Annotated in this window: 17 protein-coding genes and 3 tRNA genes; 19 read left to right on the top strand and 1 reads right to left on the bottom strand. The window is 54.8% G+C overall.

Going from position 1 to position 19,901, the window contains the following annotated elements:
• The first annotated feature begins 9 nt into the window (after window positions 1-9).
• From OCV69_RS05445 to OCV69_RS05405, 9 genes are all read left to right on the top strand, one after another.
• Complete coding sequence (locus OCV69_RS05445) at window positions 10-1,452, top strand: amidohydrolase (protein ID WP_158358068.1); 1,443 nt, start codon at window positions 10-12, stop codon at window positions 1,450-1,452.
• Window positions 1,453-1,590: 138 nt separating this feature from the next.
• Window positions 1,591-2,148 (top strand): TetR/AcrR family transcriptional regulator, encoded by a 558-nt coding sequence (locus tag OCV69_RS05440; RefSeq protein WP_158358070.1) that lies wholly within the window; start codon window positions 1,591-1,593, stop codon window positions 2,146-2,148.
• An 85-nt stretch (window positions 2,149-2,233) separates the two neighbouring features.
• Window positions 2,234-2,899: a hypothetical protein gene (locus OCV69_RS05435; protein ID WP_022272706.1), complete on the top strand. Its 666-nt coding sequence runs from the start codon at window positions 2,234-2,236 to the stop codon at window positions 2,897-2,899.
• Window positions 2,900-2,911: 12 nt separating this feature from the next.
• On the top strand, window positions 2,912-3,322 hold the full coding sequence (locus tag OCV69_RS05430; protein WP_022272705.1) for a DUF2871 domain-containing protein: 411 nt from the start codon (window positions 2,912-2,914) through the stop codon (window positions 3,320-3,322).
• Window positions 3,323-3,398: 76 nt separating this feature from the next.
• A tRNA-Arg gene (locus OCV69_RS05425) sits at window positions 3,399-3,472 on the top strand.
• Between the two features lie 133 nt (window positions 3,473-3,605).
• Complete coding sequence (locus OCV69_RS05420; RefSeq protein WP_262426722.1) at window positions 3,606-4,166, top strand: M48 family metallopeptidase; 561 nt, start codon at window positions 3,606-3,608, stop codon at window positions 4,164-4,166.
• A gap of 25 nt (window positions 4,167-4,191) precedes the next feature.
• A complete protein-coding gene (gene recJ, locus OCV69_RS05415; protein WP_158358072.1) occupies window positions 4,192-5,922 on the top strand; it encodes a single-stranded-DNA-specific exonuclease RecJ in 1,731 nt (576 codons plus the stop codon).
• 95 nt (window positions 5,923-6,017) lie between these two features.
• Window positions 6,018-7,265, top strand: a complete 1,248-nt coding sequence (gene glyA / locus OCV69_RS05410) for a serine hydroxymethyltransferase (RefSeq protein ID WP_022272702.1) — start codon at window positions 6,018-6,020, stop codon at window positions 7,263-7,265.
• Window positions 7,266-7,332: 67 nt separating this feature from the next.
• Entirely contained in the window at window positions 7,333-10,065 is a 2,733-nt protein-coding gene (locus OCV69_RS05405) for a cation-translocating P-type ATPase (RefSeq protein WP_158358074.1), read from the top strand.
• Here the strand turns inward: OCV69_RS05405 and OCV69_RS05400 are convergent.
• Window positions 10,060-10,638, bottom strand: coding sequence for an MntP/YtaF family protein (locus OCV69_RS05400; protein WP_262563015.1), 579 nt, complete (start codon window positions 10,636-10,638; stop codon window positions 10,060-10,062). The genes OCV69_RS05405 and OCV69_RS05400 overlap by 6 nt on opposite strands.
• A 134-nt stretch (window positions 10,639-10,772) precedes the next feature.
• Between OCV69_RS05400 and truA the strand changes: the two genes are divergently transcribed.
• The 10 genes from truA (at window position 10,773) to OCV69_RS05350 (ending at window position 19,901) form a co-directional block, all read left to right on the top strand.
• Window positions 10,773-11,531 (top strand): tRNA pseudouridine(38-40) synthase TruA, encoded by a 759-nt coding sequence (gene truA, locus OCV69_RS05395; protein ID WP_158358078.1) that lies wholly within the window; start codon window positions 10,773-10,775, stop codon window positions 11,529-11,531.
• A gap of 1 nt (window position 11,532) precedes the next feature.
• Window positions 11,533-12,936, top strand: coding sequence for an ICP22 family protein (locus tag OCV69_RS05390; protein ID WP_158358080.1), 1,404 nt, complete (start codon window positions 11,533-11,535; stop codon window positions 12,934-12,936).
• 119 nt (window positions 12,937-13,055) lie between these two features.
• Window positions 13,056-13,127: transfer RNA gene (locus OCV69_RS05385), tRNA-Gln, on the top strand.
• A 440-nt stretch (window positions 13,128-13,567) separates the two neighbouring features.
• Complete coding sequence (locus OCV69_RS05380; protein ID WP_158358082.1) at window positions 13,568-14,953, top strand: amidohydrolase; 1,386 nt, start codon at window positions 13,568-13,570, stop codon at window positions 14,951-14,953.
• Window positions 14,954-15,121: 168 nt separating this feature from the next.
• A tRNA-Gln gene (locus OCV69_RS05375) sits at window positions 15,122-15,193 on the top strand.
• Window positions 15,194-15,332: 139 nt separating this feature from the next.
• Window positions 15,333-16,064 carry an acyl-[acyl-carrier-protein] thioesterase gene (locus OCV69_RS05370; protein ID WP_022272695.1) on the top strand — a complete coding sequence of 244 codons (732 nt, stop codon included), beginning with the start codon at window positions 15,333-15,335 and terminating at the stop codon, window positions 16,062-16,064.
• Between the two features lie 21 nt (window positions 16,065-16,085).
• A complete protein-coding gene (locus OCV69_RS05365) occupies window positions 16,086-16,943 on the top strand; it encodes a CvfB family protein (RefSeq protein WP_158358084.1) in 858 nt (285 codons plus the stop codon).
• Window positions 16,940-17,314 (top strand): RidA family protein, encoded by a 375-nt coding sequence (locus OCV69_RS05360; RefSeq protein ID WP_022272693.1) that lies wholly within the window; start codon window positions 16,940-16,942, stop codon window positions 17,312-17,314. The genes OCV69_RS05365 and OCV69_RS05360 overlap by 4 nt, the downstream gene beginning before the upstream one ends.
• Before the next feature lie 250 nt (window positions 17,315-17,564).
• Window positions 17,565-18,665: an ABC transporter ATP-binding protein gene (locus OCV69_RS05355; RefSeq protein ID WP_158358086.1), complete on the top strand. Its 1,101-nt coding sequence runs from the start codon at window positions 17,565-17,567 to the stop codon at window positions 18,663-18,665.
• A 147-nt stretch (window positions 18,666-18,812) separates the two neighbouring features.
• On the top strand, window positions 18,813-19,901 hold the full coding sequence (locus OCV69_RS05350) for a PucR family transcriptional regulator (RefSeq protein WP_158358088.1): 1,089 nt from the start codon (window positions 18,813-18,815) through the stop codon (window positions 19,899-19,901).

Here is a 19,901-nt window from a genome sequence, read left to right as displayed (position 1 = left end):
GCATATCATATGGAAAAAGATTTTCGCGCGGAGATCGGAGCGCTTGTACAGGACAGAAAACAGGCTTATACGGCCATGAGCGACCGGATCTGGGGCTTTGCGGAGCCCAGATTCCAGGAGTATGACTCCTCCAGGCTCCAGCAGGAATATTTAAAGGCCAGGGGCTTTTCCATCCGGGCGGATCTGGCCGGAGAGGAGACGGCGTTTATTGCCGAGTATGGCAGCGGAAAGCCGGTACTGGCATTTTTGGGCGAGTTTGACGCCCTTTCCAGCCTGGAGCAGGAGGCGGACAGCACAGAACGCCGTCCGGTCCCCGGCAAGACCAACGGCCATGGCTGCGGCCACCATCTTCTTGGAACGGCGGCAGTGGCAGCGGTGGACGCTTTAAAAACTTATATGGAGTCCCATGGACTTCTGGGCACCATCCGGTATTACGGCTGTCCGGCAGAGGAAAATGCCGGCGGAAAGGCGTATCTGGTGCGGGACGGCTTTTTTAATGATTGTGATGCCGCCATTACCTGGCATCCAAGCACCACCAATAAGACCATGATGGCAGATAAATACCTGTCCAACTTCCGTGTATTTTTCACGTTTCATGGGATCTCTTCCCACGCGGCAGGCGCGCCGGAGCTGGGGCGCTCTGCTCTGGACGCGGTGGAGATCATGGACATCGGCGTCAATTACATGAGAGAGCACATGATCGACGAGGCCAGAGTCCACGGGGCCATCACCAACCCGGGAGGCATTGCTCCCAATGTGATCCCGTCGGAGGCCCAGATCCTTTATGCCATCCGTGCGCCCAAGGTGACCCAGGTGAAAAAGCTTTATGAAAGAATGTGCGATATTGCCAGGGGAGCGGCCCTGATCACTGGCACCACGGTGGATATTAAACAGGTGGCCGCCTATTCCAATGTGATCGAGAACGATACTCTGGAAGATATTATGTATGAGAACATGCGTCACTTTGTTCCCATTGGATATACGGAGGAAGAACTGGCCTATGCGAGGCGGTTCCAGGAGGTGATCACAGAGCTGGACAAGGAGGGACTGAAGGATCTGATCTCGATCCTCAGCGGCAGGGACAAGGAAAAGAAGAGGCAGATGGAGGAAAGCCCCATGCTGGACTTTGTCCTGGAACGTCACGTTTCCTTTGGCGGAGGAGGATCCACGGACGTGGGAGATGTGAGCTGGGTAGTTCCCACAGGCAAGGTGGATATCAACTGCTATGCGGCCGGAACGGCGCTCCATTCCTGGCAGGCCGTTGCCCAGGGAAAAGCCCCGGCGGCGCATAAGGGAATGCTGACGGCGGCCAAGATCATGGCCTGTACGGGAGCAGAGCTGCTGGAGAAGCCGGAGCTTCTGGAAAGAATAAAGGAGGACTGGCTGGAAAAGCTGGACGGCGAGACGTATCCGGATCCCCTGCCAAAGGATGTGAAGCCGGAGATCTGGTAAAAAACAGGAAGGTCGGTTTTTATGGGAATGCTGTAAAACAGCTTCTGAGTAATTCTCGGGTTGTTTTTGCAGCATTCTTTTCTTGACAAGAAGAGATGGAAAGAGTATAATGAACAATGTTCATATTGAGGTGGCTGGATGAATACTGTTGTAACTTCAAAAGACGAGATCTTAAAAACAAACCGGGAGCTGATCCAGAAACAGGGCTGGTCCGCCGTCAGCATCCGTTCCGTTGCGGCGGCCTGCGGAGTATCTGTGGGTTCCATCTACAATTATTTTAAGTCCAAGGAAGCGCTCATGAGCGCCACGGTGGAGAGCGTCTGGTGCGAGATCTTCCATGAGCCGGAGGACGGAAGCGTGTTTGAGGATACGCTGGCCTGTATTTCCTGGATGTACGGGCGGATGGAATATGGCCAGAGGAAATATCCTGGTTTTTTTACCCTGCACTCCCTGGGTTTTCTGGGAAATGAGAAGTCAGAGGGAAGACAGCGGATGCAGGAGACATGGAAGCATATTTCGGACGGCCTCATTTTTGTTCTGAAGCGGGACCCCAGGGTCCGGCCGGACGCTTTTACAGAGCAGTTTCCAGCAGAAAAATTTGCAGATGTCCTGTTTTCCCTGATGCTGTCAGCGCTGCTGCGTCAGGATTATGATCCCCGGGCGGTGCTGGAGATCACCCGCAGGACCCTTTACTAAGATTTCCGAAAATGGAGAATCCTGTAGATCAGGATTCTTTTTTGGACAAGAAAATGAACGGCGTTCACTATGAGGAGGAAAAAGAATGCAGGCAGTTGCAGAAACTTTATTTGATGTGGTCTATCTGGTCTCCGTCATTGCTATCGGGATCCGGATGATCCGGGGCAGCAGAGGAGACCGGCAGTTCCTTTTGTTCGGCTGGATGGCCGTGGTGCTGGGAGCGGGAGATTCGTTCCATCTGGTTCCCCGGGCGCTGGCTTTATGCACCACCGGGCTGGAAAACTATACTGTCCCCCTGGGGCTTGGAAAGTGGATCACCTCCGTGACTATGACGGTCTTTTATGTGCTGCTTTACTATGTGTGGCGGCTGCGTTACAGGGTTTTGGGCAGGAACGGCCTCACGGCGGCTGTGTATGGTCTGGCAGGACTCCGGATCCTTTTATGCATGATGCCGCAGAACCGGTGGCTCAGCGCAGATGCGCCGCTTTCCTGGGGGATCTACCGCAATATCCCCTTTGCCCTGCTGGGACTTCTGGTGATCGTGCTGTTTTTCGACAGTGCCAGGAAGAATGGGGACCGGGCATTCCGATGGATGTGGCTTACCATTGTGCTGAGCTTTGGCTTCTATATTCCTGTGGTACTGTGGTCCGGAACGTATCCCATGGTTGGGATGCTGATGATCCCCAAGACCTGCGCTTATGTGTGGACCGTGCTCATTGGATACTCTGCCATGAAGAAGGAATTCAGATAAAGGAGGAGAAAAATGAAACGCTATATGAATGCCGCGCTGCTGTACGCCGTTCTTGCAATGGCTGGGGGCGTATTTTACAGGGAGTTTACCAAGTTTACCGGTTTTACCGCTAAAACGACCTTGTCGGTGATCCATACTCATTATTTCATGCTGGGAATGGCAGTGTTTTTGCTGCTGCTCCTGCTGGAAAAGAACTTTTCTTTTACCGGTCCCAAAACCGGAAGGATCCTGGCAGTCTATCACACAGGGCTGAACCTGACTGTCCTGATGCTGGCGGTCCGGGGAATCCTTCAGGTCCTGGGTACACCGCTTTCTTCCAGTATTAACGCCGCCATTTCTGGTGTGGCCGGGATCGGCCATATCCTGCTGGGAACGGGGCTGGTGCTTTTATTGCTCCAGATCAGACGTTTCATGGAAAAATAAAAATAATAGTTGACAAAACGGGAATAATGTAGTAAACTCTATACCGTTGAGTGAGTGAGACAAAATCACCCAATGGGCGTCAGTAGCTCAGCTGGATAGAGCATACGGCTACGGACCGTAGTGTCGGGAGTTCGAATCTTCTCTGGCGCACGAAAGACAGGTTGTGTAAACGACCTGTCTTTTTTTGCCCTAAAAATATAACTGTCTGCTTGCGTGGAAACGCCAATGGTGATAGAATATATGGTGTGGTTTTGATAAATATTGAAAAAATTCGGAGGATCCAGTGGAGAAGATCCAGAAGAGAAAAACAGAGCACGTGTCCTATGGGCTGATCCGGGCCCAGAGAAAGACCATGGCCCTTAAGGTGTCCGAAGACGGGACAGTGACGGTCCGGATCCCCTATGGGGTCCGACCGGAGGAAGCAGACCGCTTTGTGGAGGCTCATGTGGATTGGATCCGGAAGCGGATCGCAGAATGCAGGGAAAGAGCCGCGGCGCGGCCTGCGTATACGGACCGGGAACGGGAAGCCGGGAAGCGGCTGGCAAAGGAGCTGCTTTTGAAGAAATGCCGGTATTTTGCAGAGCGCATGGGCGTTTCCTACGGGACGGTCACCGTGCGGGAGCAGAAGACCCGGTGGGGCAGCTGCAGCGCCAAGGGAAACTTGAATTTTAACTGGAAGCTGGCACTGATGCCGGAAGAAATACTGGACTATCTGGTGGTCCACGAGCTGGCCCACCGGGTGGAGATGAACCACAGTCCGGCGTTCTGGGCTGTGGTGGCAGAGGAGATACCGGATTATAAGACAAGAAGGGAATGGCTCAGACAAAACGGTGCAAAATTTTAAACAGACAGAAAAACAGGAAATCTGGATGGTCCAGACAAAACGGGCGGATTTTAACGGACTGGCAAAGGAGCTGGGCGTCAGCCCCGTATCCGTGCGGATCATGAGAAACCGGGGAATGGAGACGAAGGAAGCTATGGAGCGGTACCTTTACGGCACACTGGACGGGCTTTACGACGGAGGCCGCATGAAAAATATGGGAGAGGCTGTGGCCGTTCTCATAAAAAAGCTCCGGGAGGAAAAGCGGATCCGGATCATCGGGGATTACGATATCGACGGCGTCTGCGCCTCCTACCTTCTTTTAACAGGCCTGAGACGGGCAGAGAGGGAATTGGGAAAAAGAACCGGGCCGGCCGGAAGCAACCGTATCGATTATGAGATCCCGGACCGGGTCCGGGACGGATATGGGATCAACGAGGCCATCATCCGCCAGGCGGCTGCCGACGGGGTGGATACTCTGGTGACCTGCGACAACGGCATTGCCGCAGCAAAGGAGATCTCTCTGGCAAAGGAGCTTGGAATGACTGTGGTGGTCACAGATCATCATGAGGTCCCGGTGGAGGAGGAAAGACAGGTCCTTCCTCCGGCGGATGTGGTGGTGGATCCCAAGCAGGAGGGAGAAACGTATCCCTTCCGTGAGATCTGCGGAGCGGTCGTGGCTTACAAGCTGGTGGAAAAGCTCTATGAAGCGTCTGGGGTCCCCCGGGAGGAATGGAGGGCGCTCCTGGAATTTGCGGCCATTGCCACTGTGGGAGACGTGATGCGGTTACAGGATGAAAACAGGATCCTGGTAAAATACGGGCTGAAGCAGATGGCCCGCACCAGGAACCTGGGACTCAGAAAGCTGGTGGAGAAGACAGGGCTTGATATTACAGACTTAAGCGCCTACCATATCGGCTTTGTCATCGGCCCGTGCTTAAATGCCGGCGGGCGGCTCCAGACGGCCAAGGCGGCTCTCAGGCTCTTTCTGTCGGAGGACGAGGCAGAGGCAGAGCGTCTGGCAGAGGAATTAAAGGAATTAAATGATATCCGGAAGGACATGACAAAAAAAGGAGAGGACGAGGCCATCGCCCAGGTGGAGGAGCGGTACATGGGAGACAAGGTACTGGTGGTCTTTCTGCCGGACTGCCACGAATCCCTGGCGGGGATCATTGCGGGCCGGGTCCGTGAGCATTTCCATAAGCCCTCCATTGTACTCACAAGGAGCGGGGACATGGTGAAGGGCTCCGGAAGGTCCATTGAGCCGTACCATATGTTCCGGGAGCTGACAAAGGTCCGGGAGCTGCTGCCGAAGTTCGGCGGCCATCCCATGGCGGCGGGGCTTTCCATAAAAGAAGAGGACGTTCCGGAATTCCGCAGGCGGCTCAATGAAAATGCGGTCCTCACCGAAGAGGACTTTATCCCGCGGGTATGGATCGACGTTCCCATGCCTCTGGAATATGTGACCGAGGGACTGGTGGAGGAGCTTAAGCGGCTGGAGCCCTTTGGCCAGGGGAATGAAAAGCCCCTGTTTGCCCAGAAGGGACTGATGATCCGCAGCCTCCGGGTCCTGGGGAAAAACCGGAACGTGGTGAAGCTGGGGCTGGTGACAGATACGGGGCTTTCCATGGATGGCCTCTTATTCGGGGACGGAGACGCGTTCCAGAAGGAACTGGCCGGAAAGGACCGGATCGACATTGTATATTATCCAGATATAAACGAATACAATGGAAACCGGACGCTCCAGGCGGTGATCAGGAATTATAAGGCGGCCGGTTAAGGGCCGGACGCATTTATAATAGGGAACAGGCGGGCCGGAAAATGGAAAAGGAGGTTCCTGCCTGGCAGATTTATAATGTATAAGGAGGATTCAGGATGGTAAATGAACTGATGAGACTCATTGCGGAGCATGACAGCGAAGTGGGTGCGGCAGTCAACGCCGAATTTGCGAGACAGAGACGGAATCTGGAACTGATCGCGTCAGAGAATATCGTTTCTGAGGCCGTGATGGCGGCCATGGGAACGGTCCTTACCAACAAGTATGCAGAGGGCTATCCGGGAAAACGGTATTACGGTGGCTGCGAGTGCGTGGACGTGGTGGAAAACCTGGCCATCGAGCGGGCAAAGAAGCTGTTTGGCTGTGATTATGCCAACGTACAGCCTCATTCCGGCGCGCAGGCAAATATGGCTGTGTTCATCGCCATGTTAAAGCCCGGCGATACCGTAATGGGCATGAACTTAGACCACGGCGGCCATCTGACCCACGGAAGCCCGGTGAACTTCTCCGGTATGTACTTTAATATCGTTCCCTACGGCGTCAACGACGAGGGATATATCGACTATGACGAGCTGGAAAAGAAGGCCATGGAGGCAAAGCCGAAGCTGATCGTTGCTGGAGCCAGCGCCTACTGCCGGACCATCGACTTTAAGCGGTTCCGTGAGATCGCTGACCGGTGCGGCGCATATCTGATGGTGGATATGGCACACATCGCCGGTCTGGTGGCAGCCGGTCTCCATCCCAGCCCCATTCCCTATGCAGACGTGGTGACCACCACCACCCATAAGACCCTGCGCGGGCCCAGAGGCGGTATGATCTTAGCCAACGAAGAGGCCAATAAGAAGTTCAATTTCAATAAGGCCATCTTCCCGGGAAGCCAGGGCGGCCCCTTAGAGCATGTGATCGCGGCCAAGGCCATCTGCTTCGGCGAGGCTTTAAAGCCGGAGTTTAAGACCTACCAGGAGCAGGTATTAAAGAATGCCAAGGCCCTGGCAGAGGCCCTTAAGAAGCAGGGCTTTAAGATCCTGACCGGCGGTACAGACAACCATCTGATGCTGGTGGACCTGCGCGGCATGGATGTTTCCGGCAAGGAGCTTCAGAACCGCTGCGACGAGGTTTATATCACCCTCAATAAGAACACAGTCCCCAACGATCCCAGAAGTCCGTTCGTTACCTCCGGCGTCCGCATCGGCACCCCGGCCATCACCTCCAGAGGCCTGGTGGAGAGCGACATGGATGAGATCGCCCGCTGCGTCTGGCTGGCAGCCACGGATTTCGAGAATAAGGCGGATGAGATCCGGGCGTCTGTGACAGAGATCTGCGGCAGATACCCCATCTACCAGTAAGACACATATTTCCCCTCCCGTTTTCATACACTGCAAAAGCAGAGATGAGGACGGGAGGGGATTTTTTATGGCAGAGGCCTTTGAAACAAAGACCACAGAGGAGACCGGGCGGCTCCTTCATTCCACGGATCCGGGAGGTCTTTCGGCGGAGGAAGCCAGAAAACGGCTGGAGCAGTATGGACCCAACCGGCTGCAGGAACCGGAGCAGCCCGGCTTTTTTTCCTGTCTCCTGTCCCAGTTCATGGATCCTCTGATCTATGTGCTGGCGGCGGCCGGAGTCATTTCCGTGTTCCTGGGAGAGATCGGGGACGCCTGTATCATTGCGGCGGTGGCGGCCTTAAACGGGGCTGTGGGGATGATCCAGGAGGGGAAGGCCAAAAGGGCCCTGGATGCCTTGAAAAAAATGACCCGTCTGAAAGCAGTGGTGCGCCGGGATCAGACAGACCAGGAGATCGACGCGGCAGAGCTGGTGCCTGGGGATCTAGTGGTGCTGGACGCCGGGAGGCAGGTGCCGGCGGATCTTAGGCTTTTATGGACGGAAAGTCTGCGGGCAGAGGAATCGGCCTTGACGGGAGAGGCGGCGCCGGTCCACAAGGACGCCGGTTTTTCTGCGGCCGCCGGCCTTCCGGTGGGAGACAGGAAAAACATGGCCTATATGTCCTCCAATGTGACGGCTGGAAGGGGGCTGGGCATGGTGACGGCCACCGGCATGGACACGGAGATCGGCAGGATCGCCCGTCTGATCCGGGAGGCCCCCATGGAGGCCACACCCTTACAGAAACGGCTGGGGGATCTGGGAGGCGCTCTGAGCATTCTGGCAGTGGCCCTCTGTGCGGCCCTTTTCGGTCTTGCCGTCTGGCAGAAGCGGGATGTGGGAGAGATGCTCATTACGGCCATTTCCCTGGCAGTGGCGGCGGTGCCCGAGGGGCTTCCGGCGGTGGTGACCATCGTGCTGGCCCTGTCCGTGTCACGGATGGCCCGGGTCCATACCATCGTGCGGCGGCTGCCGTCGGTGGAGACTCTGGGGGCGGTGAGCGTGGTCTGCTCCGATAAGACAGGGACGCTGACCATGAACCGGATGACTGTGGAAGAGGTCCTGGACGCGGGAGAGCTCCTGGATGAAGGCGGAAGCGGCAGGAGGAGACGGCCGGGCCGCGGGAAGGGGGCCATGGCTCCGTGCCAGGCGGAGCTTCTCAGGGCCTTTGTCCTGTGCAATGACGCAGAGCTTAATAAAAAGGGAAGGATCGGTGATCCCGGGGAGCTGGCCTTTCTGGAATATGCAGAGAAGGAGGGACCATGGACAAAGGGAGAGCTGGAGCGGCAGCTCCCCAGGACGGCAGAGCGGGCCTTTGATCCGGAGCGGAAGCGGATGACCACCGTACACCGGACAGAGACAGGAACTGTTTCCTATACGAAGGGAGCCCCGGACGTGATCCTGGAACGGTGCAGCCGGTATCTGTCTGGAGGCGGTGAACGGCCTCTGACCGGCAGCAGCAGAAGAAGGCTCCAGGACCGGATCTCATGGCTTTCCAGCCAGGGGCTCCGGGTGCTGGGAGCGGCCAGGAGTGATGGGGACGGAAGGAAGGAGGAGGACATGGTCTTTCTGGGCCTGGCAGCCATGGCAGATCCTCCGCGTCCGGAGGCCGCCCATGCGGTGGCCATGTTTAAGAGAGCCCATGTGCGGACGGTGATGATCACAGGGGACCACAGGGACACAGCCCTGGCCATTGCCAGGCGGCTGGGGATCGCAGAGGATGGGACCCAGTGCATCAGCGGGGCGGAGCTGGACCGGATGGACGACGCGGCCCTTAAGGAACGGGCAGAAACGGCGGCGGTCTTTTCCCGGGTCTCCCCGGACCATAAGGTGCGGATCGTCCGGGCGCTGAAGGAGAATGGAAGCATCGTGGCCATGACCGGCGACGGAGTCAATGACGCGCCCTCCTTAAAGGCAGCCGATGTGGGGATCGCCATGGGGCAGACCGGAACAGATGTGGCAAAGCAGGCGGCGGATATGGTGCTCACAGACGACAATTTTGCTACCATCGAGAAGGCCATTGAGGAGGGAAGAGGCGTCTATGAGAATATAAAGAAGGCAGTGATCTTTCTCCTGTCCTCCAATTTCGGCGAGATCATGACCATGTTCACGGCCATTGCCCTTTCCCTGCCGTCGCCGCTAAAGGCCAGTCATATCCTGTGGATCAACCTGATCACCGATTCCCTGCCGGCCCTGGCCCTTGGAACGGATAAAAACGACGGACCCGCCCTGATGGAGGAGCCTCCCAGGGGAAAGGATGAGAGCCTGTTTTCCAGGGGAGGGATGGCGTGCACGCTGTTTTATGGATTCCTTATAGCAGTGATCAGCCTTACGGCCTTTCTGCGGCTGCCGGTGGGGATCCTGGCGGCGGAGGGAAAAAGGATCACGGCAGAAAGCCTGTCCCTGGTCCTTGGAGATCCGGCGGTGCTGGCCCGGAGCCAGACGTATGCCTTTACGGTCCTGGGCCTTTCCCAGCTTTTTCATGCTGTGGGGATGCGGGACGTGGGGCGGTCGGTGTTCCGGATGAATCATCTGGAAAACCGGCTGATGCTGGCAGCAGCGGCCCTGGGAGTGCTCCTCCAGGTGCTGGTGACGGAAAACAGCCGTCTGGTGGCCTTGTTCCAGACGGCAGCCCTGTCCGGAACGGAATGGAGGGAGCTGCTGTTTCTGGCAGCTGCCCCCCTGGCGGCCCATGAGCTTCTGGCGGGGCTCAGCCGGATCTCTGGAGCGCGGGGGACGGCAGAGAAAGGACGGTCCGGATCATAAGAGCTTCAGGATCCCCAGAAGGATCAGGATCAGCCCTCCGGTCCTGGACAGATCCAGAGAACGCCGGGATCCCGGGAGCTGGCGGCTGTTTTCCAGGGCCAGTGCGCTTTTCCTGCCCAGTCCGGCTCCCAGGCGGACGGAGGTGAAGCTGAGAATCAGGGAAAGGAAGAAAAGGACAGCCAGAGAGGCCCCGGCCAGTCCGGCTCCCAGGCCTGCTGCTCCGTTGTCAGAGGAAAGCCCCATGGCCAGAAAAAAGGAGCCGGAGGCAGAGAGCTGTTTTGTACTGCCTTTTCCAGGTACGGAGGCAGAGTCCGGGCTGGCTGTAAAACGGGAAAATCCCAGGAGCATAAGGAGGCTGGCGCTTAAAAAAACGGGAAGCTCTTCCGGGAGCAGAGGCCGGAGGACGGTTCCCAGGGCAGAGGCCGCGGCCAGCACCGCTGCCGGACAGAAGGCCAGGATCCATGCAGAGCTCCTGGGGATCTTTATTTTTCCCGTTCCGCAGACAAAGCTGACGGCAAAGGAATCGGCGCAGAGAGCGGCCGTAAAAAGAAAAAGTGAAGAAAGATCGCCCATTTTTATACCATATTTACAGAAGATCACTTATGATATCATATTGGCAGGCGGAATATTTGGTTCCAGGTATTCCAATTTGAATGGAAAATTGATACAATAAGATGATACCTGGCAGGACCAGAAGGGAAACGATCATGAAAAAGAACATCAGGCTGATGCTGGAATACGACGGCTCCAGATACGACGGCTGGCAGAAACAGGGGAATACAGACAATGCGATCCAGGGAAAGCTGGAGGCAGTGCTTTTTAAATGGACCGGACAGGAAGTGGAGGTCCATGGCTCCGGACGGACCGATGCAGGGGTCCATGCCAGGGGGCAGACGGCCAATTTCCATATTGAGGAGAAGTTCTGTCCGTCGGCAGCAGCGGCCATGGAGTATATGAACCGGTATCTGCCGGAGGATATACGGGTCATAGATGCGAAGGAGGCACCGGAGCGGTTCCACAGCCGTCTTTCCGCTGTAAGGAAAACGTATGCGTATTACGTGGAAACAGCGGATAGGAAGTGTGTATTTGAGAGAAAATACGTATACGGACTGGGGCGTGAACTGGATATCCCGGCCATGGAAAAGGCGGCGGGATATCTTCTGGGAGAGCATGATTTTAAAAGCTTCTGTTCCAATAAGAGAATGAAAAAGAGCACGGTCCGCCGGATGGACCAGATCGGGATCCATACAGACGGAACGAAAGTGGTGTTTACCTATACAGGAAATGGTTTTTTGTATAATATGGTGCGGATCCTTACTGGAACGCTCCTGGAGGTGGGCCTGGGAAAACGAAGGCCGGAGGAGATGAAGGCTGTCCTTGAGGCCAGGAACCGGGAGGCGGCCGGAGCGACGGCTCCGCCGGAGGGCCTGTTCCTCATGCAGGTGGAATATGACGGGGAGGCATAGGATGGAAGAGAAAGAGCGGCTGGAAAAGCTGGAGCCTGCAGAGGCTTTGGCGGACCGGGGAGAGAAAACGGAGACCATAGAGGCGGGAAGCGGAAGGAAGGACCGGAGAGAAGCCGGCCTCAATATGGACGGCGAGCTGTCGGTGGAGGCCGTGAGGCGGTGGCTTTTATGGGCCGGTCTGGCCCTGGGGATCTGCCTGGCAGCATCCTGTATCCTGGGGACTGTGTTTCTTATGCAGAACCGGAAGCCGGCAATGCTTTTGACCGTGGACGGGAAGGACAGCAGGGAGCTGGTCCTGAACCGGAAGGGAGGAGTGATCCGGAAAAACGGGAATCCGGACTCCATGGCGGGCCTTTCCCTGCGGGAGTGCTGTGAACGTCTTCTGGAGGAGCTTCATGGGGCACAGATGCTGGGGGACCAGGAAGCGGCCTTGTTTACGGTGCGCCCCATAGAGGGGGCAGTGCGGGTGGATACAGAACGGATGGCGGAGGAGATCGCCGTTGCCGCAGAATTATTTCTGACGACCCGCCAGGCCAAGGGGACCGTATATGTTGGAAGTATTTCAGAGGAGCCGGAGGTCCTGGAGCTGGTCAGGGAAAACGGCTGCTCTGTGGGTAAGGCAGCCATGGTCCAGGATCTTCTGGAGCGGAACGTTCGGGTCCGGGAGTCGGACTGCGGCCGGCTGTGCCAGATGGACATGGGGGCCCTGTCCCGGGAAATGGAGAAGAAAAATTATCAGACCTCGTTTCTGGTGGCCACGGCGGGAAAGCTTTATCAGGTAAAGGAGGACAGGCCCGCCGGGATGGAATCCGGGGAACCGGCGGACGGTGAGTCCGGGACAGAGACGGACGGAGGCTCCGGAGAAGAGGAGAACGGAACGGATCCTGGGAAGGATGGGACTGGCAGAGTGCCGGGAAACCGCGGTTCCGGGAATTCTGAAGGGGGAGATCATTCGGAGGAGACGGTAAAGGAGCCGCAGGGAGAAGAACTCCGCCCAGAAGAAGGCGGCGGAGCGTCCCAGGGAGAAGAGGCATCTTCGGCAGAGCCGGAAAACGGTGAGGCATCTGAGGCGGAAGCAGAGTCAGAAAACCGGGAACCGTCTGAGCCTGTCACAGGACCGACGGAGCCGGAAACCACAGCGCCGCCTGAGACATCTCCTGCGGCACCAGAGACCACCGCAGAGCCGGAGACGACTGCCGCACCAGAGACCTCAGCGCCGGCTGCAGAAATGGCTGCACCGGAGCCGTCCACAGCCGCACCGGGCACTCTTACTCCGGTGAGCCCGACGCCGGAGGAGACTCCGGCTCCGGAAACAGAGCCGTCCAGGCCGCCGGAAACGCCTCCAGCCACGGAGCCCCATACCGTAGGGCCGGGGATCTTAGAGGATGTGGTTCCGGCAGGCTGATGTACGCCGGAGCGTTTCGGAAAACGGACATTTTTTGTGAAAAAATGTTTTTGAAAAAAATCGAAAATACCACTTGACGAAAACAGAAAGCCGCGCTATAATAGTCCACGTTGATGCGATGGGCTATCGCCAAATGGTAAGGCAACGGACTCTGACTCCGTCATTTCAAGGTTCGAATCCTTGTAGCCCAGCTGGAATAGAGACGAGAAACATTGAGTTTACAATGGTTTTTCGTCTCTTTTTTTGTTCCTGGATGCAGAGAACTTCAAAGCGTGGGGGCGCAAATATGGATTTTTCCGTAGTGCCCAAAAATCACTAAAAATCCAGACCGTTTACTCCATTTTAACTGGCCCGTTTGGGCAAGATCCAGGACTTTCCTCTCCAGGGCCCAGAGGACAGGAAAAAGAAAACATCTTTCAAAGGAGATGGAATGTCCGCTGGCATTCCAAAAACATTGGAAAGAACCGTGAAAGTGCACATGAATACATAGTAAATAAAAGATTTTATTGTGCAAGGTGATTGACATTTTTTGTTCTCCAGGTTAAAATGAAGGGGTGAGTCCGTTGGAATCAATAACAGGCGTCTCTTGCGGTGTGTGAGCCTGCGGCGCCCAGAAAAAGGAGAGAATATTATGATTGACACCATTGCTACCAGAGCCGTTGATCAGAATGAAAAGGTCCTTACCGATCTGGCTAAAAAGATCTGGGAAAATCCCGAGACTGCGTTTAATGAAGTGAAGGCATGTGAATGGACAGCAGAAGTCCTCCGCAACGCCGGATTTGAGGTGGAGACAGGGTATGTGGGAATGCCCACAGCCATCCGCGCCGTATGGGGAAAAGGTCATCCGGTGATCGGTTTCCTGGGCGAGTATGACGCGCTTCCCGGCCTGAGCCAGAAGGTCAGCACAGAAAAGGAACCGGTAACTCCGGGTGCTGCGGGACAGGGCTGCGGCCATAACCTTTTAGGTGTTGCCTGCCTGGGCGCTGCTCTTGGAATGAAGGCAGAGCTGGAGGCCACCGGCAAAGAGGGTACAGTGGTATTTTATGGCTGTCCGGCAGAGGAGGTCCTCACCGGAAAGGCGTTTATGGCAAGAGGAGGAGCGTTCACAGAGCTGGATGCAGCGTTTTCCTGGCACGGCTCCACCAATAACCATGTGACTCTGGGGACCATGACTGGACTGAACAGCGCCATTTTCCACTTTAATGGGATCACGGCCCATGCTGGAGGAGATCCCCACAACGGCCGGTCTGCACTGGATGCCGTGGAGCTGACCAGTGTGGGAGCCAACTATCTGCGGGAGCATGTGACCAGCGATGTCCGTATCCACTATGTGATCAAGGAAGGCGGCACAGCGCCCAATATCGTTCCCGATAAGGCCAGTGTATGGTATTATGTCCGCGCATTAAGCCGTGAGGCCGTGGAGGATACATACAGACGTCTGGTGAAGGTGGCGGAAGGCGCAGCCCATATGACAGAGACTGAGCTGGAGGTAGAATACCTGGGCGGCTGCTACAATACATTAAATCCGGTGATGCTCACCAACCTGACCCACGATGTGATGGAAGAGGTGGAAAGACCCCACTGGACAGAGGAGGAGCTGGCATTTGCAAAGATCCTCAATGAAAAGAGCCAGCAGTATGAGAAGGTAAAAGCCTCAGGCGCTCTGGAGGATGGTCCTCTGGATACTAAGGTATCTCCTGTGCTGAATGAGAACGGCTACGGCTCCACCGATGTGGGAGACGTACAGCATATCGTTCCCTGTGTACAGGTGATGACGGCTACCTGCAACCTGGCGGCCCCGGGCCATAGCTGGCAGATCACTGCCTGCGCCGGTATGAGCATCGGAATGAAGGGCATGCTCTATGGCGCAAAGGTCATGGCAGCCACAGCCATGAAGCTGGTGGATGATCCCAAGCTGGTGGACGAGGCGAAGGAAGAGTTTAAGAAGCAGATGAACGGAAGAACGTATAAGTGCCCGGTGACCGAGGAGATCGTGGTTCCGGCGCCGGTACAGTAGATGAGAATATAAGATCCGGGATTTGGAAGCCGGAGGCTTAAAGGGCGGGGCTTTTTCCAGAAAACAGGAAAAAGTCCCGCAGTCTGGAAAAAATACTTGACATTCTTAAAAAGTGTGGGTATAATATAACTCGCAGTTGAAAAACTGTAAGAGACAGATCGTGAATAATGGGCTATCGCCAAATGGTAAGGCAACGGACTCTGACTCCGTCATTTCAAGGTTCGAATCCTTGTAGCCCAGCTGGAAAGCGTTTAGATGTTGGGGATCCAATGTTTAGACGCTTTTTTGATACAGAGCCTATTGCCTGGAAGGGAAAAATGGGTTAGAATGGAAACGAGCGCCGGGGCTGCCCGGAGGATTTAAGTGAGGCGGGAAGAACATGTACCAGTTTAAGAGCCGTGTCCGGTACAGTGAGACCGGCGTGGACGCAAGGCTGTCCCTGATGGGGATCATGAATTATATGCAGGACTGCTCCACCTTCCAGTCGGAGGACTGCGGAGTGGGGCTTGCTTATCTGGAAGAAAAAAATCGTGCGTGGCTTCTGTCATCCTGGCAGATCCAGATCTTAAGGAGACCGGCTCTGGGCGAGGAGATCACCGTCTGCACCTGGCCCTATGAGATCAAGGGGATCTACGGCCTGCGGAATTTTACGCTGATGGACGGGACCGGGGAATACCTGGTAAAGGCCAATTCCTGCTGGTTCCTTCTGGATACGGAAGCCGGAAAACCGGTCCGCGTGACGCGGGAGGATGTGGATGCCTACGGGGATGAGGAACCGAAGCTTTCTATGGACTATGCTCCCAGAAAGATCCGTCTTCCGGAGCACATGGAGGAGGCGGGGCGGCTGGTGATCATGAAGCACCAGATCGACACTAACCACCATGTCAACAATGCCCAGTACGTGGATATGGCGGTGGAGGCCCTCCCGGAGGAAGCCGACGGCAGGGAGATCACGGAGATCCGCGCCGAGTATAAAAAGGCGGCGGTGCTGGGAGATACGGCGGTCCTCATGCGGGCGGCCGGAGAGGATGGATACGTGGTATCTGTCTGCGGCGGAGACGGAAGCATCTTTGCCAATGTGGAACTGAAGGTAACGCCGGAGGGTGTTTAGAAAAAAGAGAGGACGAAGGACATGCTGGAACTTGGAAGAATGCAGACACTGGAGATCGTAAAGGAAAAGGATTTCGGAGTGTATCTGGGGGAACCTGGAAAGAGCGCCGGGGGAGCTGAAAAGGGCGTTTTGCTGCCGAAAAAGCAGGTGCCCGAGGGCGCAAAGACCGGCGATCCCCTGGAAGTGTTTTTATATAAGGATTCGGAGGACCGGATCATTGCCACCACCACAAGACCGAAGATCTCCCTGGGAGAGACGGCAGTGCTGGAGGTGAAGGAAACATCAAAGATCGGCGCATTCCTGGACATGGGGCTGGAAAAGGATCTTCTTCTGCCCTTTAAGGAGCAGACCCATGCAGTGAAAAAGGGAGAAAAATGTCTGGTGGCCCTTTATGTGGATAAAAGTAAGCGTCTGGCGGCTACCATGAAGGTATATTCGTATTTAAGGAGCGACGCTCCCTATAAAACGGGAGACGATATAAACGGCTTTGTATTTGAGATCAACCCGGAGCTGGGAGCCTTTGTGGCCGTGGACGGGATCTACCACGGGATGATCCCCAGGCGGGAGCTGTTCGGAGGCTTTAAGGTGGGCCAGGAGGTCCATTGCCGTGTGACAAAGGTGCGCGGGGATGGAAAGCTGGATCTGAGCGCCAGGGAAAAGGCCTATAACCAGATTTTTGAGGATGCAGAGCTTGTATTAAAGGTGATCGGGGAATTTGACGGAGTGCTGCCCTTTAACGATAAGGCAGACCCGGAAGTGATCGCCAGGGAATTTAAGCTCAGCAAGAACGCCTTTAAACGCGCTGTCGGCCATCTTTTAAAAGAGGGTAAGATAGAGATAACAGAAAAAAGTATCAGAGTATTGGAGGAAACAAAATGAAGAAAGTGATCAGCACAACAAACGCACCAGCAGCAATCGGTCCTTATTCCCAGGCCATTGAGGCCAACGGCTTTGTATTCGCTTCCGGCCAGATTCCGGTAAACCCGGCCACTGGCGAGGTTGCCGAAGGGATCGAAGGCCAGGCAGAGCAGGTAATGAAGAATATGAAGAACCTTCTGGAAGCAGCAGGCACCTCCATGGAGAACGTTGTAAAAACAACCGTATTCATCCAGAGCATGGACGATTTTGCAACCATCAACGGAATTTATTCCAAATATTTTGAGAAGGACTGCCCGGCCCGCTCCTGCGTGGAGGTTGCAAAGCTTCCCAAGGGTGTTCTGCTGGAGATGGAAGCCATCGCTGTAAAATAAAACCGTTATTTTTGCTAAAACAGGACGAAAAGAGCTTTGTTTTTTGGGGAAAACGGATGCTTTTTCCGCGGCTCCCAGGCCCCATATGCAAAAGTCATGGAATTTATCACGATATTTTGGTAAATTACAATATGGAAAAACACTTCTGTTTTGTGTACCATAGGGAACAGAGGTATACCCGCCAGGCATTGTGTTGTCACGGATGCCGGCGGGTATTTTGTTTTTTTGAGTTTTACAATGGGGAGGAAGCATGTCGGGATTAGTATTAAAAAACGTGAATAAGATTTATCCTGGGGGACAGCAGTCGGTGAAGGATTTTTCTCTGGAGATCAGGGACAGGGAGTTCCTTATCCTTGTGGGGCCTGCCGGGTGCGGAAAATCCGCGCTTCTGCGGATGATCGGCGGACTGGATGAGATCAGCTCCGGTTCCCTTTTCATTGATGGAAAGGATATGACGGACGCGGATCCCAAGGACAGGAATATTGCCATGCTGTTTAAAAACAGTGTGCTGTATCCGGGCATGACGGTGGAAGATAACCTTTCCTTTGCGCTTCGTATGGGGAAGATGGCCCAGGAGGAGATCGACAGGAGGATCCGGGAGATCTCCGGGTATCTGAAGCTTTCTGATATTCTGGATAAAAAGCCTGAGGAGCTGACCGGGGAGGAGACATACCGGGCACTTCTGGGACGTGCCATGATGCGCCGTCCGGGGATCCTTCTTCTGGACAGTACCATTGCAGATCTGGAGAAGAGCCTCCAGAAGGTGATGAGGAAGGAATTTAAGGATATCCATAAAAAAATGGATATGACGGTGATCTATGTGACCGACAACCAGGAAACGGCACTGGCCCTGGGAACCAGAATGGTAGTCATGAATGAGGGCTCCATCTGCCAGGACGGTACGCCGGAGGAACTGGCGGCCCATCCGGCAAACTGCTTTGTGGGCGGAGTCGTAGGCCGGTCGCCCATGAACTTCTTTCTTATGAAGGTATTTTCTGAAGGCGGCAGGATCGGGCTTCAGGGAGCCAGCGGCCGTATGCTGGTTCCGGAGGCTGTGGGCGCAGTCCTGGAAAACAATGGTTATGTGGGAAAAGAAGTGATCACAGGGGTACGGGCTGAGGATGTCTGCCTGTCCCGGGCCTCAGAGGACGGCCAGGACGGCCATTTCTCCGCCAGATTCCAGAGCATGACTGGAGACGGGACCATGCTCCGCTTCCAGGCTGAGGACGCCGACGGCATCTGCCAGGCAGAGGGAAGAACAGATTTTCGGGAAAATGAAAAGATATACCTCTTTGTGGACGCTGAAAAGATCTATCTGTTTGATAAGGATACGGAAAAAAACATTCTGTAAAGGGATGATTTCCCAACAATCCGGTGCCGGTTGTGGTGCCGGATTGTTTTTTTGTGGAAAAACACAAAATTTTTCTTTCCTTTTTTGTGATTTTGCATTAAAATAGAATCTGTATGAATGTCTATATTGTGAAAAGGAGAGAACGTTATGATTTCAAATCAGATCTTGCAGTCGAACATTGACGGACTGAAAGAAATTACCAGGATCGACCTCTGCGTCTGCGACGTGGAAGGAAAAGTTCTGGCATCCACGTTTGAGCAGGCAGAAGAGTATGAGAGCTCTATCCTTGCCTTTGCAGATTCTCCGGCAGACAGTCAGGTGATTTCCGGCTATCAGTTTTTTAAGGTATTTGACGAGCACCAGCTGGAATACATCCTCCTTGCAAAGGGAGGCAGCGACGATGTTTACATGGTGGGAAAGCTGGCGGCGTTCCAGATCCAGAATCTGCTGGTGGCCTATAAAGAGCGGTTTGACAAGGACAACTTTATTAAAAACCTTCTGCTGGATAACCTGCTTCTGGTGGATATTTATAACCGGGCCAAAAAGCTCCATATCGAGACAAACGTAAAGCGCGTGGTGTTCCTCATTGAAACGAAAAATGAGAAGGACGTCAACGCCCTGGAGACCGTAAGAAGCCTGTTTTCTGCAAAGACCAAGGACTTTATCACGGCTGTGGATGAAAAAAACATTATCCTTGTGCGCGAGGTAAAGCCTGGAGAGACGTATGGGGATCTGGAAAAGACGGCCAATACGATCCTGGATATGCTGAATACAGAGGCCATGTCCAAGGTGCATATTGCCTTCGGTACCATTGTCAACGAGATCAAGGACGTTTCCCGCTCTTATAAGGAGGCCAAGATGGCCCTGGATGTGGGAAAGATCTTTTACAGCGGAAAGAATGTGGTGGCATATTCCAACCTGGGTATCGGACGCCTGATCTACCAGCTTCCGCTTCCCCTGTGCCGGATGTTCATCAAGGAGATCTTCGATGGGAAGAACCCGGATGAATTCGACGAGGAGACCTTGACGACCATCAATAAGTTCTTTGAAAACAGCCTGAACGTTTCGGAGACCTCCAGACAGCTTTACATCCACAGAAATACTCTGGTATACCGTCTGGATAAGCTTCAGAAGAGTACAGGGCTGGATCTTCGTGTATTTGAGGACGCCATTACCTTTAAGATCGCACTGATGGTGGTGAAATACATGAAGTATATGGAGAATCTGGATTACTAA

This window comes from Alitiscatomonas aceti, from assembly GCF_025567195.1.
GTDB classification, from domain to species: domain Bacteria; phylum Bacillota; class Clostridia; order Lachnospirales; family Lachnospiraceae; genus Alitiscatomonas; species Alitiscatomonas aceti.
This window is presented reverse-complemented; position numbering and strand designations above follow the sequence as displayed.

Bases quoted from the DNA above. Each gene is read 5' to 3' on its own strand.
- OCV69_RS05445 (WP_158358068.1), top strand. From the start codon at position 10: ATGGAAAAAGATTTTCGCGCGGAGATCGGAGCGCTTGTACAGGACAGA.
- OCV69_RS05440 (WP_158358070.1), top strand. From the start codon at position 1,591: ATGAATACTGTTGTAACTTCAAAAGACGAGATCTTAAAAACAAACCGG.
- OCV69_RS05435 (WP_022272706.1), top strand. From the start codon at position 2,234: ATGCAGGCAGTTGCAGAAACTTTATTTGATGTGGTCTATCTGGTCTCC.
- OCV69_RS05430 (WP_022272705.1), top strand. From the start codon at position 2,912: ATGAAACGCTATATGAATGCCGCGCTGCTGTACGCCGTTCTTGCAATG.
- recJ (WP_158358072.1), top strand. From the start codon at position 4,192: ATGGTCCAGACAAAACGGGCGGATTTTAACGGACTGGCAAAGGAGCTG.
- glyA (WP_022272702.1), top strand. From the start codon at position 6,018: ATGGTAAATGAACTGATGAGACTCATTGCGGAGCATGACAGCGAAGTG.
- OCV69_RS05405 (WP_158358074.1), top strand. From the start codon at position 7,333: ATGGCAGAGGCCTTTGAAACAAAGACCACAGAGGAGACCGGGCGGCTC.
- OCV69_RS05400 (WP_262563015.1), bottom strand. From the start codon at position 10,638: ATGGGCGATCTTTCTTCACTTTTTCTTTTTACGGCCGCTCTCTGCGCC.
- truA (WP_158358078.1), top strand. From the start codon at position 10,773: ATGAAAAAGAACATCAGGCTGATGCTGGAATACGACGGCTCCAGATAC.
- OCV69_RS05390 (WP_158358080.1), top strand. From the start codon at position 11,533: ATGGAAGAGAAAGAGCGGCTGGAAAAGCTGGAGCCTGCAGAGGCTTTG.
- OCV69_RS05380 (WP_158358082.1), top strand. From the start codon at position 13,568: ATGATTGACACCATTGCTACCAGAGCCGTTGATCAGAATGAAAAGGTC.
- OCV69_RS05370 (WP_022272695.1), top strand. From the start codon at position 15,333: ATGTACCAGTTTAAGAGCCGTGTCCGGTACAGTGAGACCGGCGTGGAC.
- OCV69_RS05365 (WP_158358084.1), top strand. From the start codon at position 16,086: ATGCTGGAACTTGGAAGAATGCAGACACTGGAGATCGTAAAGGAAAAG.
- OCV69_RS05360 (WP_022272693.1), top strand. From the start codon at position 16,940: ATGAAGAAAGTGATCAGCACAACAAACGCACCAGCAGCAATCGGTCCT.
- OCV69_RS05355 (WP_158358086.1), top strand. From the start codon at position 17,565: ATGTCGGGATTAGTATTAAAAAACGTGAATAAGATTTATCCTGGGGGA.
- OCV69_RS05350 (WP_158358088.1), top strand. From the start codon at position 18,813: ATGATTTCAAATCAGATCTTGCAGTCGAACATTGACGGACTGAAAGAA.